We start from the raw sequence: 20,297 nt of genomic DNA on the forward strand, positions 1-20,297 counted from the left end.
AAGTCCTGAGTTCTGCGTCCTGAGTCCTGAGTATTTAGTTATCAGTTCTTTATTCAAAACTTACAACTTCTAACTTAAAAATCAGGACTAAGAACTATCCAAACTGCTGAGTATTTCTATCTTACTCAGCACTCAGCACTATTATTATTCTTCGTCGGGAATCACGGTGTCAGTATACTCGGTTTCGTCGTAGTCTTCGTCATACTCGCCACCGTCGTAATCTTCGTAATCCTCTTCTGCATCCAGTTGACCGTGACGACCTTCATAAATAGCGTCTGCCAATTTTCCTACTATCAGCTTAATCGACCTGATAGCGTCGTCGTTTGCCGGGATGGGTATATCTACTACATCCGGGTCACAGTTTGTATCCAACATAGAAACAATGGGAATATTCAGTTTTTGACATTCCTGAACTGCGTTATACTCCCGCCGTTGGTCTACAATCACGACGATATCGGGCACTTTCCGCATTGTTTTAATGCCGCCCAAGTATTTCTGAAGCTTCGCCATTTCCCGACGCAGCATTGAGGCTTCTTTTTTCGGCAATAGATCTAGGGCCCCAGTTTCTTCCCGACGTTCCAAATCTTTCAGGCGGTCTACCCGTGTTTTAATGGTTGTCCAATTGGTCAGCATTCCACCTAACCAACGCTGGTTAATGTAGTGGGAACCACAACGGCTAGCTTCTTGGGCAATGATTCCGGCTGCTTGCCGCTTAGTGCCGACAAAAAGAAACTTCTTGCCTTGCTCAGCGTGCGATCGCATGTAGTTATAAGCATTGTCCATCAACTGGGCTGTCTGCACCAAGTCAATGATATGTACACCATTGCGGGAGGTGTATATGTAAGGAGACATTTTCGGGTTCCAACGTCGGGTTTGATGCCCAAAGTGAACCCCAGACTCCATCATTTGAGCCAATGAAACGACTGGCATATATTTTTGAACTCCTATTCGGGTTAAACCTCCACCCAGGTGTAGTCTCCAACTAGGAAACACCCGAATTCCTGGATGTGCGAGATTAGTTAACCATACTAGGCTAGCATATTTGAGATAGTTCTGACTTGAAAAAGTGCTGAGTAAAGAAGTACTGAGTAATGAGTCAAGAGTTATTAGTCAATTGTAATTTTTCTTCCCCTGCTCCCCTTGCTCCTCACTTCATCTGTGCATAAGCCTCATACACGCCCTTGACGTTGTACCAGTTGAGGAAAATTCTGGCAATTTCTAAAGCTAACTGAGGTTTACCTAAATGAATTAGCCATCGTAAAAATGGGGCCATCGTCCTTTCATTAAGTACGCCATTGAGTGACAGAATGCCCCAAAGTAAGCGATGCAACCAAGTCATTTGAATCATCATCCGTACTTCCCACGTAGGATGCTTGTGATAAAACAAAACTCCCATACGTCCGCGTTGAATTTCTTGGTCAATCAAACGGGGAATTTGCTCTAAATTAAATGGTGGATGCCAGTGATAGCCAACGGCTGCTGGACATTTAATTAGTATTAAACCTAGTTCTTTAAGCCTGACACCTAATTCTAAATCTTCCCAGCCGTAGAGTTGAAATATGGTATCAAAAAGTCCAGCTTTTTCTAGCCAATGTTTAGGAATCGCTACATTTCCTGTCGCAAAAAAAGCTGCGGAAAAATCTGTTATTTTATAAGGCTCGCCAGTGGGGTCATCGAAATTGCAAGTATTAATAACTGCACCGTATGTGAAAAAGCGATCGCTTCCTAATTTCTCTTTTCCCTGCATTAATGCATCTGCATGAGCTTGCAGAAAATTCGACAGCACCACTAAATCACTATCAATAAAGATAATTGTGTCTCCCAGCGCTTGTTTTACCCCTAAATTTCGAGCCGCAGCTGGCCCGGCGTGGTCTTGCTCAAACCATCGCACATGGGGAAATTCTTCTTTGTGTGCTGCCAGCCACTCCAACGTACCATCAGTAGAACCATCATCTACCAAGACAATTTCGTACTTGGTAACTGAACTTACAGCACTCAACTCCTGCACCTCCAAGGCACGCAGGCACTTTGACAAAATCGGCTGGCGATTGTAAGTCGGTATCACAACGCTGAAAAACACAGTCTCACCCACAACACTGTTATCCATCTCCAGGATAGGACAGCTGTGACACCGACGCTGTTCCTTACCTGATTTTGTTTATGGATATGGCAGGCTCAGAAATACCACAAAATTTGCTGAAATTACGTCTTAAACATATAGATATATATTCAAAATAAAAGCAGTATTTGTACTGCAAAAAGTATATTTTTTCATCAAAAATAATTATTAATAAATTTCAATTAATCAATACATAACCTGATGTTAATGGTTTTTACCTAAATTAATACAAACTTGATCATTTTTATACGTATGAGCAGCATCAGCCAGTTTTAACTTGATATTAACTGCGGGTTATTGGCTGTTAAAAGTGAAGGAAAACTCAATAAATATTTGAGCAATTTATGTAAATCTATAGAGTTTTTCTTTACTCGATTGCTCGTGTCATCAAGAAATGATCTCAACAGCAATTTTGTAACCCTTAAACGGAGAGCACAGAATGAAAGGTTCGCTTCACCCCAAGAACAATCAGACGATCAACCCATCCGGTAACGAGTCAATTCGTGATGTGATTGAGCGCGTTAGTATGAAGCGCCGGCGTTTCATATTGACGGCTGTAGGTACCTCAGTGCTTACTGTTCTAGGCGATGTTTCTATCAGTGGCTTTCTTCAAAGTGTCGAGGCAACTCCGATTCCAGAGGGAACCGGATTTGGTGGCATTGGTTTCAAGAGCATCCCGCCAAATCTGAACAACCCAGCCACAGGACTCCTCGAAAAGGATCTTGTTAGTGTTCCTGCTGGTTATAAAGCCGAAGTACTGATTGCTTGGGGTGATCCGATTATGCCTGGTGCGCCGGACTGGCTATCAAATGCCTCGCAGAATGCTGCGGCCCAGGAAAAGCAGTTTGGTATGCACGCGGATGGTATGTATTACTTCCCCCTCCCACAAGAGCGTTTTATTGGCCAGACGTTAAGTTCATTAAGAAGGTCAGCAAGGAGTTTTTTAAACCAGCCACTCAATCGCGGGTTGCTGTGCGTGAACCATGAATATACTCAAGAAGAGATTCTTCATCCTGACGGTCTGACCTTCACTCCAGCAACAGAAACTACACCCGCAGTTGGGCAACCCGGCTCGAAAGTCACGATTGAAAAGGTACGCAAGTCTCAAGCTGCTCACGGCGTTTCTGTTGTAGAGATATTCAAGAATGGCAATAGCTGGAGCTTCAATCGCAATTCGTCTTATGGTCGCCGCATCACCGGCAATACCGAAATTCGAGTTTCGGGGCCTGCCGCAGGTAACGCGCTGTTGAAATCAAAGAAGTTTTCAATCACGCCGAGTGGCTCTGTTGACACCGGGACGCTAAACGATGGCCATACCGCATACGGTACGCTCAATAACTGCGCTAACGGTCATACACCTTGGGGCACTTACCTAACCTGTGAAGAGAACTGGAACGGCTACTTTGCTAACCCTACGGAAGATGTAGTTTCAATTCCAGGGATCGAAAAGTCTGAGATCTTGGCAGGACAGAATCGGTATGGCGTTTCAACATCAGGGTTCGGCTATCGCTGGCATGAAGTTGATCCACGTTTCGATGCCAGCACAAATCCGCTCGAACCCCATTTGTTCGGCTGGGTGGTTGAGATTGATCCATATAATCCACAAAGTAAACCCGTAAAGCGCACAGCACTGGGCAGATTCAAGCATGAGAGTGCTCAGTACGTTGTTGATGACAACTACTATGTTGCTTTCTACATGGGCGATGACGAGCGCAATGAATACATCTACAAGTTCGTTTGCGCCAAACCTTTAAATCCGCAAAATCGTGATGCTAACCGCGACTTGCTCGACAACGGTATTCTTTACGTCGCCAAGTTCAAGGACAATGGTACTGGCGAGTGGCTTCCTTTAGTCTACGGACAGCGTGGTCTAACACCCGAAAACGGTTTCAGAAGCCAAGCTGAAGTGCTTGTCAAGACACGACAGGCTGCTGATCGAGTTGGTGCGACAATGATGGATCGCCCAGAGTGGACTGCGGTGCGTCCTCGGATTGGCGGATTTAGAGAGATTGAGGTCTATTGCACATTGACAAACAATAGTCGTCGCGGAACAGAGCCAGTTTCCTCAAACAATCCAGATGGTACTACAGGCGCGGCTACTGCACGTCCTCCTGTCGATGCTGCTAACCCACGTCCTGATAACCGTTATGGTCACATTGTTCGCTGGCGTGAGGATGGGCGCAGCGTCAAAGCTACTACCTTCAGATGGGATATTTTCGTTGAGTGTGGCGATAAATCTAACTCCGAACCAAATCTTGTCGGTAACATAAAAGGCGACGACTTCGGAGCACCGGATGGTCTTTGGTTCGACGACTTCGGCCGCCTCTGGATTCAAACTGACCAGGCAGGTGATGGTCTTGGCGATTGGATAAACATTGGTAGCAACGTGATGATGTGTGCTGACCCCAATACTAAACAGATTAGACGCTTCTTGACCAGCCCAACAAACTGTGAGGTAACTGGCGTAGTCACCACACCTGACGGCAAAGCGATGTTTATTAATATCCAGCACCCAGGTGATGGTTCGCAACCCGCGAATCCTACGGAATTTAGTAACTGGCCACACAGTCAAGGTTATGGCCCATCTGGACGTCCGCGTTCTTCAACAGTTGTGATCACACGCAATGATGGTGGTATCATCGGTGGACTTTAAATGTTGATTAGCTAATTTAAAAATGTTCTTCTGTAAAGATAATAGGAGCAAATTTATTTAGCGATCGCACTTCCACCAGTCAAGTATCTTAAAGACTTTTATTGGTTAAAAATAACTAATCGCCTTAATCCTTAAACTGTAATACAGGCAGGGGTAAGGCGATTTTGTTAATTGCGTCGGTGTATACAAAAAATAAAATCCTCACTGTTGAGGTAAGGATTTTTTTATCAAGATTTTTATTCGAGGTGTACTACTTAGTTAGCTTGCCACTTTTGATGCTTTCTGCTTACGTTTAATCCACATTCCCATAGCACCAGCGATCGCTGTACCACCAAGAGTAAAAGGTTCCGGTACTTTAGAATAACTAACTGTACCTATTTCTATTGCTTCTAAAGATTCTCCACTCATAATGCTATAAAATTTGTTACCTCCTATTTGTGGAGTGTCTACCCCACTCCCAATCAAAAACTTATCTGCAACTAAATAGCTTAATCCCGAAAGCTTGCCATTGTTAAAGCTGACTACAGGAAAAGAGTCATAAAGTTCATCATTTTTCTCTGTATAGGTAGTATTCAAGTAATTGAATGTAACTGCCAATCCATTCGCAACACCCAAGTTTTCAATACCTGCCCCAGTTAAAGACGAATCATCATATTCAAAAGAACCGTAATACTGACCCGGATTGTTGCCAGACATAGCATTAACGGTGAAATCGTACTCAATCACAGCAGCTTGTGTTGGTTTAGCATCAATAGCAGCGATAGAGATGGCAACTGCAACACTAGCAATGCCAAAATTTTTGGCTAATTTCATCAGAAAATACTCCAAAGCTAGAAAATGAATAGTTGTGTAATTTCACTTAAATAAGCTCTAAACCAGTGTATTTAGGTTAAGAGATATCAAACAAAACATAATTTTCATCGAATCTTTATATTTATCAACCACATATAAAATTTGCGTAAATTTATATTCTGCTGATCTCTGTATCTCCAGTGGGCGTGTAATGGCTTCCAGCAGGTTAGCGCCTTAATTTTTCTTTCAAGAGAACCACAAGGAGACTAATTGTGGATAATAACTCTACCTCAGCTAGCAATCTTTTCTCATCCGAAATGTTATTTTGATGTTCGAGATTGTGAATCAAGCTGACAAAAATATTTAGTAATCCATACAAATTAGAAGCTTACGGTCTTTCAAATTTTATCTGGCTGTTATGGAATTGATTGAAAAAGATTCTTATTCTTAAAATACATTTGTAGAGTTTAGAGTAGTGCAACAAGAAAGTGTTGATTGTCTATATTACTGCTACACATAGGGGCATTGCTTATCCAACCCAGGTCAAATGAAGAATGAATACTAATAGAATTTTTACCGCCTTATCTGCCATTAATAATGAGCATTAATCTACTTTAATTTATTATTTTTAAACAAATCATTACTATTTCTTAAACTATCTGAGATAAATTTTTTATAGTCTTTATATATTCCAATTAAAAATTTATTGTATTTAGAATATATATTCAAAAAAATAAGTAAATCTGCAACATAGCCTGCCATTAAATATTCTTAAAAATTTATATTCCAACATTAAAACCAAGATAATAAATTTTTAAGTTTTAAACTAAATCAACACCATAGTTTACAAAGGCTTTTGATTAATGCTCTCACTTCAATGGGGTGAATGTGCCTGCGCGAATAGTTCTGAACAAATAATTAAAAATCAGCGAAATACTAAAACTCTGTGGATAATAGTAGGCTTACTTACTAGTTTCTTTATTACTGAGTGGAGTGTAGGTTTATGGAGTCAAAGCCTATCTTTACAAGCTGACGCAGAGCATATTTTATCGGATATAACGGCTTTAGTAATATCGCTGTTTGCTAGTTTTTTAGCACAGCGACCAGCTAAAAAAAAGGCAACATTCGGACATCAACGTATTGAAGTTTTAGCAGCTTTGCTGAATGGATTGATTTTGATTGCGATCGCTACTTTTATTGCTTGGGAAGCTATTCAACGCTGGCAAAGTCCAGCAACAATTTTAGGCTTACCAATGTTAGGAATCGCAGTGTTAGGTTTAATCGTTAATCTGTTCAACATTAGTTTGCTTCATCCTTACACTCATAACAACTTAAACTTACGCGGGGCTTTGCTTCATGTCATCGCAGATACAGCTAGTTCCCTTGGTGTAATACTTGCTGCTTTAGTAATTCATTTTTGGGATTGGTGGTGGGCAGATATTGCAATCAGTTTAGTAGTTGCAACTTTTACTGGTTTGAGTGCTTTGCCTTTAGTCCAGGAAAGCATGAAAATTTTTTTGGAGTATGCACCGGAATTAATTGAGCCAGTTGAGGTAGAAATATCTCTCAAATCATTTCCTGATGTTATTCAAGTAGAAAAACTTCATATCTGGACAATTAGCTCAAATCAGACAATGCTTTGTGCCAATTTAACAGTAGAATGTGCAACGATTTGGGAACGCGATCGCTTACTCAGTAAATTACAAAATCATCTGCAAACAACTTTTAATATTACTGAAGTAACTTTGCAAATAACGAGCTGTAAAAATCCCTCAAAAATCCCCATTCATCCTTTATTTAAGCAAAATATAGCGTTAATGTTGTCCGCAAAAACACATTGAAGCTAGAGCAATAGCTAAACGTTATTCGGCAAAATTAATTTTTGCCTTTACTTATATTTCAAGTTTAAACATGATGCTTATTGGCATTTTCTTACTTATCCAAGCATAGTTATTGCCCGCCGAGTATCACTCATTTATTTACTAGAAGGTTTCTGATGATAGCTTTACTTCAAAAATCCCAAATGATTCTATTACTCAAACAATACAAACGCTCATTGGCTTGGTTCATATCCAGTTTAGTTCTTGCAATTCTGCTGTCATTAGGCGCAACAAATCAACAACCTGCTGCTGCTTATAACCCAACTATTGTTAAGAACTCTACTCAGCCAAGGGCGATCGCTGCGTATCCAGATTTTGCTACTAGTCATCTGGAATCCAATTTTTATCAATAGTTAGCCGCTCAAACTTACTCAATTAACCAGAAGGCGTACTGTAATGATTTCATTTTTAAGAAAGTACAAACGATCGCTAGCCTTTGCTATGGCCAGCCTTCTTTGTACCGTTCTGCTGATATTTGGTAATTCTATTTTTCAGCCGACCTTGGCCGCTGGTAATGGAATTAACGTAATTATCATGATTGGCGATGGTATGGGTTGGGAGATGGCGCGGGCTGCTGCTATTGCCAAAGGCGCTCCCTTTTACACTAGTGGGAAAGGCTCTGGTCTGAGCTTTCAAAATCTGACTGGATATGGATTAGTGACCACTTACGGCACAACAATTCAGGGAAATACACCAGAAACACCAACAGATCAGCCTCACTTAACAGGTAACTCTGCTTTGGATGGGTCTGAGATACTCACGGGTGCAAGTCCTGTTCGTCCTAACTTCTCATTCCAACCTACTCCTTTTAACCCTGGCGATCGCATTGATGGCAATAGCTTAGCAGAAGGTAACTTGGCAGGTTATGACACAAGTAAAGGCGGGCCTGTTCCCTGGATTCCTTTGACCCCTGCTACTCCTAGTAAGTACGACAAAGAGTACATCAAGTACAGTTATCCCGACTCTGCTAACACCGCCACAACTCTTTATACAGGCGTAAAGAGCTTTAACAACGCGATGGGCGTAGACATTTACGAGAAGAAGTTGAAAACCGTCTTGGAAATTGCCAAAGAAAAAGGTAAGTCTACAGGTTTGGTTACTTCTGTACCCATTAGCCACGCAACACCTGGTGCTGCGGCTTCTTTCGTAAATCGTCGTAGCAAGTACGACAGTGTTTATGACCCCACCAAGTCCAACCAAGACAGTATTTTGCAACAGACATTGCTAAACTTTCAGCCTAATGTTTTGTTGGGTGGCGGTCATCCCCTAGACTTTGAAAATAGAGAAAGTACAGGCCCAGTCGAGAAATATACGTACATTACACAAGACACTTACGAGCATCTGAAGAATAACCCCACGTCCAATCGTTACGGCTACACCTTTTTAGAACGTGGTTCTAATGCAACAAAGACACTCCTAAACACGGCTGCTAAAATCGACCCGAATAAGGGAGGTAAATTATTCGGTCTATACGGCGCTCGTGGACAAAATGGCAATATTCCTACTAGTTCCTCTAAGGGAGACTACAGTCTGACAGGTCTGGATAACTTCTCAGTCTATAGCTCCGTTGTCAAGGGTGGAACTCCAGAAAATCCTTGTGCATCAGGTCAGATAATTCCTGGTACAGCTGGAGATTGTGTTCCTGTCCTTGATGCAGTAGGGAACCCGACCTCTGGCCCCACACCTGATACTGTCCGCCCTCTGGCTCCTGGTGAAACAGACGCCAGCTTTATTGCTAGAGAAGTTAACGAAAATCCGACTCTAGCTGATTTGACTAAAGCCGCTCTAACTGTTCTAGGTAAGGACAAAGATGGCTTCTGGTTGATGGTTGAGGGAGGTGACATAGACTGGGCTGCTCATGACAACAACATGGATAACCTAATTGGTACCATGAATGATTTTGACAAGGCAGTTCAAGAAGTTATGACTTGGATCGAAAATCATGGTGGTTGGAGCAAAAACCTGCTACTAGTGACTGCTGACCATGACCACTACCTGACTCTCAACAATGACTTTGCCTCGAAACTGACTGCAAATCCTGAGCCAAGTCTAGCTAGAGGCTTGAAATATAACGCTAAGGACATCACCTTCAGCAAGCACAATCCTAAAGATGCTGGTCACTTCTGGGGATCAGATCCTAATTACAAGTACCTCTGGGGTAGTCACAGCCGAAGAATTGTACCTGTTTACTACCAAGGTGCTTACTCATCAACTCTGACTCGATTCTTAGGCCAAGATGTCAAGTTCACAGATAGCTCTGGTACATACAGTGCGCCTGGTATTCGAGGAGTGGTTGATCAGAGTCACATTTTTCAGGCTATGAAAACTGCGCTCACAAGTCCGTGAGATTCATAGAGCGCTGCACTTAACACTGACTGAAAAGCTTCATATTGCAGAGACGTGTATGATCACGTCTCTGTCTCATCAAACCATTTCGGTATTTTTGCGACTGTTCATTTATCAAAGGAAAAAATGATTGACTCCATGTTCAAAAAATTAGCAAGTGTAACTGTGGGGACTGCTATGATTTTTGCGGTAGGGGAAATTATGCCTGCCCAAGCTGCAATCCTCATTTATGATTTTTCTAACACTAGTAAAACTCTGAAAGGTACTTTTTTATTCGACCAAGCAGCAGCAGACGATCAAGAAGTAACGATTTCAGAAGGCTTAAAGCTTTTTGCTACCTACGGCGGCCAGTCATATACTGAAGCAGATGATCCTTTAGCGTCGGTTTTAACTGACTTTTCAGGAAAAATTCCTAACCAAGGGGGATTGGGATTACAATTTACACCTGGTACTTTTGAAGTCTACCGTGAAAATTTTATTAATCGGAATGATTTGACTGATGCGGGTGTTGAGTTCGTCAGTTATACCAGTGTTCCTGAGCCAACTTTTATGCTTGGGTCGTGTATGTTTGGGCTAGGTTTGTTGGTGCGTAAAAAAATAGCATCTTCCAGACCATCAAGCACAAAAGCTTGAACTAAGTTATCAAGAATAAAGTTTTAGGCAGTTTATTTGCATCTACTTAAAGCAGGGTGGAATTATCTACCCTGCAACCAATTTCTAGCATTTAAAACTAATGTGTAGGATGGCTATGATTCAGCCTCGTGAACATTGATAGTTTAAAAGCCATATAAAAAAGTTTTATATAAATATAAATAGAAGCGATCGCCTGTGTTCAAAATTTGACAAATACTCAGAATTTAGGATTAAAAGTATTGAAAAATCCATCCAAAGGGATAGCGCCTTGTGAGTTTGAGGCTAATTCCTAAACAGGTTTATTCATGCAGAAAATATACATGTATTAGTTAGATATAATAATGACTCATTCTTTGTTTTCCTAGTTGGAGAAATCAATGGGTCGCGCCAAAAAGGTTGTCCTGGCATATTCTGGGGGAGTGGATACATCAGTTTGCATCCCCTACCTTAAGCAAGAGTGGGGTGTAGAAGAGGTAATTACGCTAGCAGCAGATTTAGGTCAGGGAGATGAATTAGAGCCAATCCGAGAAAAAGCTTTGAAATCGGGTGCAAGTGAATCCCTAGTGGCGGATGTCAAAGACAGCTTTGTTGAAGATTATGCCTTTGGAGCAATTCAAGCCAACGCTCTTTACGAAAATCGCTATCCCCTGGGAACAGCCCTTGCTCGTCCGCTGATTGCCAAAATATTAGTAGAAGCAGCCCAAAAATATGGTGCTGATGCGATCGCTCACGGTTGCACTGGCAAGGGTAATGATCAGGTTCGCTTTGATGTCTCTATTGCCGCCCTTAACCCGAATCTGAAGATACTTGCACCAGCCAGAGAATGGGGGATGAGCCGTGAGGAAACAATTGCCTATGGTGAAAAATTTGGCATCCCCTCACCAGTTAAAAAATCTTCACCCTACAGTATTGACAAGAATTTACTTGGTCGTAGCATTGAAACTGGTGTGTTGGAAGATCCAGCAGTTGAACCACCAGAAGAAGTTTATGAGATGACTAAAGCGATCGCTAACACCCCCAACGAACCAGAGTACATCGAAATTGGTTTCAACAAAGGTATTCCAACAACTCTCAACGGTACACCCAAAAAGCCAGTTGAGTTAATTGAACAACTCAATCAGATGGCGGGAAATCACGGTATCGGGCGGATCGATATGATAGAAAACCGCTTAGTGGGCATCAAATCACGGGAAATCTACGAATCACCCGCTATGTTGGTGCTAATTCAAGCACACAGAGATTTAGAAAGCTTGACTCTAACAGCAGATGTCACCCATTACAAGCGTGGCATTGAAGAAACTTACACTCAAATTGTTTACAACGGTTTATGGTACAGTCCACTCAAAGCCGCACTAGATGCCTTTATTCAAAAGACACAAGAGCAAGTGATGGGAACTGTGCGAGTGAAGTTTTTCAAGGGCAACGCTACGACAGTCGGGCGTTGGAGCGAAAATTCTCTTTACAGTCCTGATTTAGCAACTTACGGCGCTGAAGACCAATTTGACCACAAAGCCGCTGAAGGCTTTATCTACGTTTGGGGTCTACCAACTCGCATTTGGTCACAGCAAACTAGAAGTTAACAATTGGGAGTTAGGAGTTAAAAGTTAAAAGAAAATTACTTTACTCCTGACTCCTGGTTCATTACTTGTTACTTCTCACTACTAACTTCTTTAACTTGGCGGGATTCCAGCCACAAGGGTATAACAATGACCGCCACCATAATTAGTAACGCTGCGATCGCAAATTGACCCACCCAGGCAACCAATTGTTCTAAAGAAATAATTTTGCCAGCAAAGAAAGCTAATGTCACCATCAGACTAGCCCAAGTAACTGCCCCTAACAAGTTGTATAAAAAGAATTTCCCGAAAGACATTTCGGCTATACCAGCTAATGGCGCAGCAAAAACTCGTAATAATGCGAAAAAACGCCCAAAAAATACAGCTTTAGCAGCATTTTGAGTAAATTGTTCTTTAATGTTCAGCAGTCGTACTTCGGAAATCCGAAATACTTTACCAACTTTTACTAAGAAAGGCCAACCGCTAACTCTACCAATCCAATAGCCACAAGTGCCGCCAATTACAGCACCCATAATTGCATCACCGAGAACCAGCCAGAAATTTAGTTCATCACTACCAGCCAGAAATCCGCCCACTAAGGTCACGGTTTCACCCGGAAGGGGAATACCTAAATTTTCTAACAAAATTCCCAAAAAAATTGCTAAGTAGCCATACCTGTGGGCAACTTCTTGGATGTTTTCTAGTGAAATTAGCTCTAAAGACATCCCGCACCGCCACCTTTACAAATTTTTACTTTTACTTTACATCTTTGCTTGTTTTGAGGTGGGGTGTCAATCAAGCCAACACACAGATTTATCAATTTCATACTCTATGAGTTAATTGTCCATAGCTTCTAATCTATGGTAACTATTAACTTTTGGGTATTGACTATTGATTTATTAGCATCGATTATCACAACTACATACTTAACTAATAAAAAGTAGTACACTATTTATAAAAAATTTATAAATATGCGGGTAAATTATAAAAATATCGTAAAAGATACGGTTGCTACTGAAATTCATAGGCGCTTATGCCTATATTGAGGAGAGTTAAGACAAATTATACGGCATGAATACTGAAAACCACTTCAACTGCATTGCTGCAAGTCCCCATATATATGGGCACGACAGTCATTTTGCTGTTGAGATAGAAGCAGTATTGATGTCACTTTTCAATTGCTTGTAAAGTGTTTCAACTACCCAGTTACATTTATGACTCTCACACAAGAACTTCAAGTGATTTTATTCAAGCCCCAACAAAGCATAGACTTGCAAGGTGGAATGGCTTTGAGCGAACAGATGGCTAGAGTAGTTCCTCAGCCAGATCAACTATGGGTTATCGACCTAGCGGAAGTAGATTTCATGGATAGCTCCGGGTTAGTTCCCTTGGTACAAGGACTCAAAGCTGCACGTCAGAGTGGTTGTCGCTTGGTTCTTTGTAATGTACAGGCCCCTGTACGGTTGATTTTGGAACTCACCCAGCTAGATTCAGTGTTTGAAATTTTCGACGCTTACGACGACATTCTTACTAACGTCAAAGATGACAGTCTGGTGCTAGCAGACTAACTCTTAAGAAATCTACCTAAAGATGGATGGCGGAGTCAAGCAATGTTTGTAATTTGTAATGCTTACAAATACATTCTCACTATTTTTGGAGATAATAGTCTGGTGCTAGCAGTCTGATTTTCTCTTGATTTAGAGCAGAATGTTGATAACTAATCGCTTTGTAGCTTGGCGGTATTAATGGCAGATGAATTAATCTGACTTTTGGATTTCGATGCCAGATGAAGCACGTAAAGCGGGAAGTCAACCAAGTAAGTCCAATCAAATTCGATATTTTGCGACACTTTCCACCTCTTTAGGGAAAGCCTTTTTAGATTTTCTTGAAGTATTTACTTTGCATCTAACAGAACTACTTAGATAATTTCAAGATACTTCGCCAAATAAACCTAATCAAGCGTAGGGGGCATAGTCAATTCCGAATTAAAATTATCTCTCACAGGGCTGTTTAATTCTTTTGTAAAGCATACACCCTTTAGGGTACGCCTATTTAAACCAAGTCCGCTCAGACTTCTCTGTGCGCGGACTAAATACTAGAAAATCTTCCAGCCTGCGAAGCTTGGAAAAAATGAAATAGACCTCTCTATCCAATTACTAACAAAACTTTAAGCATTCTGGGGAGTGGAAATATTACTTTGTCCCGATGCTGGGCGGGGAAAATTCGGCAAATCAATACCGCTATGACTAGCATTGCGGGTTTTGAGTGCTAAACGGTAACTCACACTTTGCAGCTCTGCTTGAAGTTGGCGGTTTTCCCGTTGTAAGATTGCCACCTTTTCTCTCACTGGAGTCATGCGCTCCTCAAACTTACGACGGTAAATTTGAGGTAACTCCTGAACTACTTGCTCCAACATCCGACTGCGATCAGTGAGTTCTTGGACTGATTGCCGCAATTGGTAAATTTCTACATCACGAGATGTAATTTGCTCTTGATAGAACGCAACCTGCTGCTCAACAGCTTGGAGTTGTTCTCGCAAAGCTTGCAACTGAGCCAGATCACGCTCAGGCTCAGTCCGCTGGGGCATAAAATTAGTATTACCCTTTACCAGCCGGAAGAGTTCTTGAGATAGCTGTTGTACTAACTGATCGCGAAGTTGCAACTCTTGGCGCAGCTGCGATGCTTCCGTAGAGAGAGCTTGGATGTTGGGTGTATCAGATTGACTCACAGTGGCTTACAGCTCCCATTCAGAATCTTGTCCACTTTTAGGTATAACTGCGGTAGTACTGCCGTTGGCAAGTATTTGTTAATTTAGCATTCCCAGATGAGTCACGAAAAAGTATAAAGGCAAAAAAATTTTTAGTTTACTTGTAATTAGGGACTGAATATTAGGAATTGGGTATCGGGAAGAATTCAGTTTTTAGTCCCGATTACCCCTTCTCTTTAAAGGATTTCGGAGTTTCCCAATCCCTAGTCACTCATACTTACTCAGTTGCAGCCCCTACTTTAGCGGGTTTTGCTTCTTGAACTTCCTGCTTAATTGTCATGTAGCGAATCACTTCTTCACTCAAACGCATGGCACGTTCTAAGGGCGCCACTACAGTTGCAGGTGCTATGTAGTTGAACTGAATGTAGATGCCGTCGCGGTGCTTTTTGATTTCATAAGCGAGACGACGCTTCCCGCGATTTTGAATTTGGATATCCTCGGCCCCTTGTTCGCGGAGCAAGTTCTGGTATTTCGTAATTGCTTGCTCTACCTGTTCTTCTCCTAGGTCAGGACGAAGGATGTACATTGTTTCGTAAACGGTTGTCATAATTTTCAGTCTCCTTATGGGCAAAATGGCTGCTGACGTTAATTTATACATTGACTGTGATAGTCAATACGAGTATTAATCAACATCTGAAGCAACAAGGAACTATAATCTTACCAGTTTTAAATTTGAATCATTAACTCAAATCGCTGAAGTTTGGATCTCTAATAAGAAATAGGTTGGAAGCCGACCCTCAATTTTCTTGAGTTAAGTAAGAATTTAGCTTTTGGTGATCAGCAGCAAATTTATCAGACTATTAGTTTAGCCAATAGCATTTATAACAATCAGTTTCAGGCTTAAGGCTCTATTGGTGACTGTCGGCTCAACTGATTTATCAAAAAGCTAACCGAGGATTGTAACAGCTCACAGCTTTTAATTGCAGACAAAAGGATATTGATCAAGGTTATGGCGCAGCGCTATGTGCGAGTTCAAAATCAAGAAGGACAGATTTACTACGGGTTACTACAACTATCCCTCAATGTGCAGGTGCTAGATGCTCCGCCCTGGTTGCAAGGGCAACCCACTGATTTAACTTTAACACCGGAAAATTACCAAATTATGGCCCCCTGTGCTCCCTCAAAAATTGTGGCGGTGGGTAAGAATTATGCAGACCATGCGGCAGAGATGGGAACTCCCGTGCCTTCTGAGCCATTAATCTTTCTTAAACCGCCTACGTCCATTATTCCGTCTGAGACAGAAATTAAGTATCCTCCCCATTCGCAACGAGTAGATTACGAAGGAGAATTAGCAGTGGTGATTGGCGATCGCACTTTCGACTGTACTCCAGAGGAAGCCCAAACTAAAATTTGGGGTTATACTATCGCCAATGATGTGACAGCGCGGGATTTACAAAAACGGGATGGTCAATGGACACGAGCCAAAGGTTTTGATACCTTCTGTCCCTTGGGCCCTTGGATTGTGCGAGAATTGAATCCCGGAGCCAGATTGCAGACTTTCTTGAATGACGGGCCTAATCCAGTACAGTCTACTTGTATTGATCAGATGGTATTTCCCCCCGATTTTCTGGTGTCTTATATTAGTCAGGTAATGACGCTGCTCCCAGGGGATTTAGTATTAACGGGTACGCCATTTGGGGTGGGCCCAATACTTGTAGGCGATCGCGTCCGCATAGAAATTGAAGGTATTGGTCGCCTAGAGAACATCGTGGCTGCCCGTTAATAACTAGCGCACTTGCATATAAACTGCATCAGAAACAGCCGGAATTTCTGCATAACGCCCAAGCAAAGACTGGATAACAGAATATGCAACCGCTGCCACTACGCCGATAAAAATAGTTGTGTAGAGGGTTTGGATAGCAAAACCACTGCTGGGAACTAGTCCGACAAGATCAGTCAGGATACTAAACAAAAAGATAATAATGTCCAAAAGGATTGCTTGCATGGTGTTAAAACGAATAAAGTGGCTAATTTTTTCGTTTCTTACTACCAACAGCCATAAAGCAAAGAAAATAATCAATCCTGCGTAGCGGACGCCGTAGTAAATTCTTAGCAACGGCAGAAGCGGCAGAAAAAGCAGTTGCAGAGGTGGAAACTCTGCTAGCAAAAATCTCCCGAATACAAAAACTTCTATTAGGGGAAGCAGATAAGGTAAGCAAGCAAAAATCCGATCTGAAACCGTCGTAGACCCGCGCCAAGACATTATGCGTTCTCCTGTGGTTAAATTTCAACAGTTACTTGAGCCTAGGATAACGCAGTTACTAAGTCTTGCTGTCAAATGCGATTATTCTATATACGCAATGCGGAAACCCATCATACACTCATACTGGTCAGGTTGCTGTTCCATGAGTTTGCGAATGGCTTGACCGCAGCGCAGTTGACCCCCACCCCAGCGAGGTTGCCCACTTCCATCGGCGAGTAAACAAGACTGACAAACCTTTTCAGGGGCAAGGATCTGATCTTCTAATAAGATGACTAGCATCGAATCCCTCCTGTAAATCCTCATTGTTACCCACATTTAACTCCGGGAAGAACACCCTTTGTAGCAATCCAGAGAGCAGGTTCAGGCTGATTGAGCGCGTCGTCAACTAGTGGATTTTCGATGGCGGAGGCCACATAAGAGCAACCTAATGCACTCTTTCTAGCAAAAATGTGGATAGTTAAGAAAAAATTGCTAAGCGAACCTTAACCTATTGTATGTTGTGTGTGTTAGAGATTAAGATATTTAGAAAAAATGATACATAAATATTAGCAAAAACAGTCAGTGGTATCGATTGCATTCCTATGAATTCTACTTCGGAGTTTCTACACTCCAGTGAGTCTGATGATAGTTAACACATTAATTGGATAGGTATCTAATAATAAATAAGTCGGCACTAGTAAGCGTCAATAGTACAGAAGCAATTTATCGCATCTGTATAGTAGTCAAAAAATATTAAACTATAAGACCCTTGACTGTGGACTCTTACTTAACTGCTGTGCTTGACCAAAATTAACCGTTGTGCAATTTTCCATAAGGATAGTTAAAGTGACTAGGACTAACTCAGACTTTCTCGCCTCTGCCGATCCTACGATTGCAGAGCTAATTAACCAAGAACTACAACGTCAACGCAATCACCTAGAGTTGATTGCTAGTGAAAACTTTACCTCCCCTGCTGTACTGGCGGCTCAAGGTTCTGTATTGACAAATAAATATGCCGAAGGATTGCCTAGAAAACGCTACTATGGCGGTTGCGAGTTTATAGACAAAATCGAGCAACTGGCGATCGACCGTGCTAAAAGCTTGTTTGGTGCCGCCCATGCGAATGTACAGCCCCATTCCGGCGCACAGGCGAATTTTGCAGTGTTCCTAACCTTACTGGAACCAGGAGACACCATTATGGGGATGGATTTGTCTCATGGAGGACATCTTACCCACGGTTCCCCTGTAAATGTTTCGGGTAAATGGTTCCAAGTTCGCCACTATGGTGTTAGCCAACAAACAGAACAACTAGACTATGAGCAAATTCGGGATCTGGCGTTGAAGGAGCGTCCGAAGCTGCTGATTTGTGGTTATTCAGCTTATCCTCGTGTCATTGACTTTGAAAAGTTTCGTAGTATTGCTGATGAAATCGGTGCTTACTTATTGGCGGATATTGCTCACATTGCTGGTTTAGTCGCCACTGGTCTTCATCCCGACCCTATTCCTTATTGTGATGTAGTAACAACAACTACCCATAAAACTCTACGCGGCCCCAGAGGTGGTTTAATCTTGACCCGCGACGCAGAACTGGGTAAAAAGCTAGATAAATCTGTTTTCCCTGGTAGCCAGGGTGGGCCATTAGAACACGTGATTGCTGGAAAGGCAGTAGCTTTTGGAGAAGCTTTGAAGCCAGAGTTTAAAGCCTATTCGGCTCAAGTGATAGAAAATGCTCGTGCCTTGGCAGATCAACTGCAAAACCGGGGCTTAAAATTGGTGTCAAATGGCACTGATAATCATTTAATGCTAGTTGATCTACAGTCTATCGGTCTGACGGGTAAGCAAGCGGATCAGCTGGTAAGTGGTGTGAATATTACTGCTAACAAGAATACAGTTCCCTTTGATCCGCAGTCGCCATTTGTGACTAGCGGTCTGAGGTTAGGTTCTCCAGCAATGACAACTAGAGGCTTAGGAGTAAAGGAATTTACTGAAATTGGGAATATTATTGCCGATCGCCTGCTTTCCCCAGATTCGGAGATAGTTGCTCAAGATTGCCGACAACGAGTGGCAACATTGTGCGATCGCTTCCCTTTATACCCTCATCAGCAAATTTCTGTACCAGCCCTAGCATAGAGTATTGGGGATTGGGGATTGGGGATTGGGTATTGGGTATTGATTATTTATTCACCTTGTCCCCAGTCCCTAATCTAAAATTCTTATGCTGAAAAGTGTCTGAAATGTAGTAGATATAGGTAAATATATTCCTCGGCACATTTTTGTCTTACAAGCTACTTATTTGAAGATACAGATGACTCCTCAGATTTATCATCTGATTGCCTTCCTTGTCGCCGCAGTAGTCGTTCTCTGGACTACGCCTGATGTCAAAAATATAGGCATAAAAAGTGGACGTGTAGATCAACCTGGCGATCGCAAAGTCCATCAGCGCCCAATGGTACGCCTGGGAGGAGTTTCTATCTTCGTAGGTACCATAACCTCCCTAATACTTATTTGGTGGTTGGGTGGATTTGGAAATCTGCCAGCTGAAAAAGAGTGGCAAGTTTGGGGTGTTACTTTAGGCGGTCTTGGTTTTTTTCTCATCGGTTTAGCTGACGATTTGTTAAATCTGTCTCCCTTGACGCGCCTGCTGATGCAAGTTATTGTGGCATCCGGTGCATGGAAAGCAGGCGTAAGTATAGATTTTATTAGCATTCCCACAGTCGGGATAGTTGATTTGGACTGGCTAAGTTTGCCAATCACAGTCATTTGGCTAGTGGGGATGGTCAATGCTATTAACTGGATTGATGGTTTAGATGGATTAGCTGCTGGTGTGTCTGGAATTGCCGCTGTAGTTATGTTGGTTGTATCCCTGTTTATGCGGCAACCAGCAGCAGCTTTAATCGCCGCGGCCTTAGCTGGTGCAGCGCTAGGATTTCTCCGCTATAACTTCAACCCCGCACAAATCTTTATGGGAGATGGCGGGGCTTATTTTATGGGATTCACTCTAGCGGCTGTGGGTGTAATTGGTCTGGTAAAAATTCCTGCTTTCACCGCAGTGTTATTACCTTATCTGATTTTGGCAGTGCCGATTGTCGATATGTCAGCAGTGATTTTGGCGCGACTTCGCCGTGGTAAATCGCCTTGGGTGGCAGATAAACGCCATCTGCACCACCGACTGCTAAATGCTGGTTTATCCCACAGACTGACAGTTCTATTTATTTACTCTTTAACGTTGTGGGTTGGGAGTTTAGCATTAGCTATTGCTGGTATACCTAGTGGTATTGCTTACGCCTGGGGTGCAACCACGCTGCTAAGTTATGCTATTTGGCGTGTTTGGAAATTGTCTCGACAATCTTAAGGATTTTGAATTTTGGA

General features: G+C 42.2%; 19 protein-coding genes. 10 read left to right on the forward strand and 9 right to left on the reverse strand.

Going from position 1 to position 20,297, the window contains the following annotated elements; translation table 11 throughout:
* Positions 1-144: 144 nt before the first annotated feature.
* On the reverse strand, positions 145-930 hold the full coding sequence (gene rpsB, locus HCR01_RS21685) for a 30S ribosomal protein S2 (protein WP_193198138.1): 786 nt from the start codon (positions 928-930) through the stop codon (positions 145-147).
* A gap of 217 nt (positions 931-1,147) precedes the next feature.
* Positions 1,148-2,107, reverse strand: coding sequence for a glycosyltransferase family 2 protein (locus tag HCR01_RS21690; RefSeq protein ID WP_193198139.1), 960 nt, complete (start codon positions 2,105-2,107; stop codon positions 1,148-1,150).
* A gap of 451 nt (positions 2,108-2,558) precedes the next feature.
* Between HCR01_RS21690 and HCR01_RS21695 the strand changes: the two genes are divergently transcribed.
* On the forward strand, positions 2,559-4,772 hold the full coding sequence (locus tag HCR01_RS21695) for a PhoX family protein (protein WP_193198140.1): 2,214 nt from the start codon (positions 2,559-2,561) through the stop codon (positions 4,770-4,772).
* A 258-nt stretch (positions 4,773-5,030) separates the two neighbouring features.
* Here HCR01_RS21695 and HCR01_RS21700 read toward each other — a convergent pair whose 3' ends face one another.
* Positions 5,031-5,585 carry a PEP-CTERM sorting domain-containing protein gene (locus HCR01_RS21700; protein ID WP_193198141.1) on the reverse strand — a complete coding sequence of 185 codons (555 nt, stop codon included), beginning with the start codon at positions 5,583-5,585 and terminating at the stop codon, positions 5,031-5,033.
* An 842-nt stretch (positions 5,586-6,427) separates the two neighbouring features.
* Here HCR01_RS21700 and HCR01_RS21705 point away from each other — a divergent pair.
* The 5 genes from HCR01_RS21705 (at position 6,428) to HCR01_RS21725 (ending at position 12,003) form a co-directional block, all read left to right on the forward strand.
* Positions 6,428-7,405, forward strand: coding sequence for a cation diffusion facilitator family transporter (locus tag HCR01_RS21705; RefSeq protein ID WP_193198142.1), 978 nt, complete (start codon positions 6,428-6,430; stop codon positions 7,403-7,405).
* 155 nt (positions 7,406-7,560) lie between these two features.
* Positions 7,561-7,797: a hypothetical protein gene (locus HCR01_RS21710; RefSeq protein ID WP_226889522.1), complete on the forward strand. Its 237-nt coding sequence runs from the start codon at positions 7,561-7,563 to the stop codon at positions 7,795-7,797.
* A 43-nt stretch (positions 7,798-7,840) separates the two neighbouring features.
* Positions 7,841-9,790, forward strand: coding sequence for an alkaline phosphatase (locus HCR01_RS21715; protein ID WP_193198143.1), 1,950 nt, complete (start codon positions 7,841-7,843; stop codon positions 9,788-9,790).
* 54 nt (positions 9,791-9,844) lie between these two features.
* On the forward strand, positions 9,845-10,423 hold the full coding sequence (locus tag HCR01_RS21720) for a PEP-CTERM sorting domain-containing protein (RefSeq protein WP_320073151.1): 579 nt from the start codon (positions 9,845-9,847) through the stop codon (positions 10,421-10,423).
* Positions 10,424-10,800: 377 nt separating this feature from the next.
* Entirely contained in the window at positions 10,801-12,003 is a 1,203-nt protein-coding gene (locus HCR01_RS21725; protein ID WP_193198144.1) for an argininosuccinate synthase, read from the forward strand.
* A gap of 68 nt (positions 12,004-12,071) precedes the next feature.
* On the opposite strand, the gene HCR01_RS21730 is transcribed toward HCR01_RS21725, so the two are convergent.
* On the reverse strand, positions 12,072-12,704 hold the full coding sequence (locus HCR01_RS21730) for a DedA family protein (RefSeq protein WP_162398424.1): 633 nt from the start codon (positions 12,702-12,704) through the stop codon (positions 12,072-12,074).
* A 489-nt stretch (positions 12,705-13,193) separates the two neighbouring features.
* On the opposite strand from HCR01_RS21730, the gene HCR01_RS21735 reads away from it, so the two are divergent.
* Positions 13,194-13,547 (forward strand): STAS domain-containing protein, encoded by a 354-nt coding sequence (locus HCR01_RS21735; protein ID WP_193198145.1) that lies wholly within the window; start codon positions 13,194-13,196, stop codon positions 13,545-13,547.
* Positions 13,548-13,696: 149 nt separating this feature from the next.
* Here the strand turns inward: HCR01_RS21735 and HCR01_RS40075 are convergent, their stop codons facing one another.
* The 3 genes from HCR01_RS40075 to rpsF form a co-directional block, all read right to left on the reverse strand.
* Positions 13,697-13,828, reverse strand: a complete 132-nt coding sequence (locus HCR01_RS40075) for a hypothetical protein (protein ID WP_264299931.1) — start codon at positions 13,826-13,828, stop codon at positions 13,697-13,699.
* A 318-nt stretch (positions 13,829-14,146) separates the two neighbouring features.
* Positions 14,147-14,707, reverse strand: a complete 561-nt coding sequence (locus HCR01_RS21740) for an Npun_F5560 family protein (RefSeq protein ID WP_193198146.1) — start codon at positions 14,705-14,707, stop codon at positions 14,147-14,149.
* A gap of 256 nt (positions 14,708-14,963) precedes the next feature.
* Positions 14,964-15,293, reverse strand: a complete 330-nt coding sequence (gene rpsF, locus HCR01_RS21745) for a 30S ribosomal protein S6 (RefSeq protein ID WP_162398427.1) — start codon at positions 15,291-15,293, stop codon at positions 14,964-14,966.
* 402 nt (positions 15,294-15,695) lie between these two features.
* Here rpsF and HCR01_RS21750 point away from each other — a divergent pair, with 402 nt between their 5' ends.
* Positions 15,696-16,469, forward strand: a complete 774-nt coding sequence (locus tag HCR01_RS21750; RefSeq protein WP_193198147.1) for a fumarylacetoacetate hydrolase family protein — start codon at positions 15,696-15,698, stop codon at positions 16,467-16,469.
* A gap of 3 nt (positions 16,470-16,472) precedes the next feature.
* Here the strand turns inward: HCR01_RS21750 and HCR01_RS21755 are convergent, their stop codons facing one another.
* Together HCR01_RS21755 and HCR01_RS21760 are read right to left on the reverse strand one after the other, a co-directional pair.
* On the reverse strand, positions 16,473-16,949 hold the full coding sequence (locus tag HCR01_RS21755) for a Tic20 family protein (RefSeq protein WP_162398429.1): 477 nt from the start codon (positions 16,947-16,949) through the stop codon (positions 16,473-16,475).
* Between the two features lie 81 nt (positions 16,950-17,030).
* On the reverse strand, positions 17,031-17,228 hold the full coding sequence (locus HCR01_RS21760; protein ID WP_193198148.1) for a hypothetical protein: 198 nt from the start codon (positions 17,226-17,228) through the stop codon (positions 17,031-17,033).
* A gap of 546 nt (positions 17,229-17,774) precedes the next feature.
* Here HCR01_RS21760 and glyA point away from each other — a divergent pair.
* Positions 17,775-19,058 (forward strand): serine hydroxymethyltransferase, encoded by a 1,284-nt coding sequence (gene glyA, locus HCR01_RS21765; RefSeq protein ID WP_193198149.1) that lies wholly within the window; start codon positions 17,775-17,777, stop codon positions 19,056-19,058.
* Positions 19,059-19,233: 175 nt separating this feature from the next.
* Positions 19,234-20,280 carry a glycosyltransferase family 4 protein gene (locus tag HCR01_RS21770; protein WP_193198150.1) on the forward strand — a complete coding sequence of 349 codons (1,047 nt, stop codon included), beginning with the start codon at positions 19,234-19,236 and terminating at the stop codon, positions 20,278-20,280.
* Positions 20,281-20,297: the final 17 nt, after the last annotated feature.

The sequence above is a fragment of the Nostoc sp. MG11 genome (genome assembly GCF_014904695.1).
Lineage (GTDB): Bacteria > Cyanobacteriota > Cyanobacteriia > Cyanobacteriales > Nostocaceae > Komarekiella.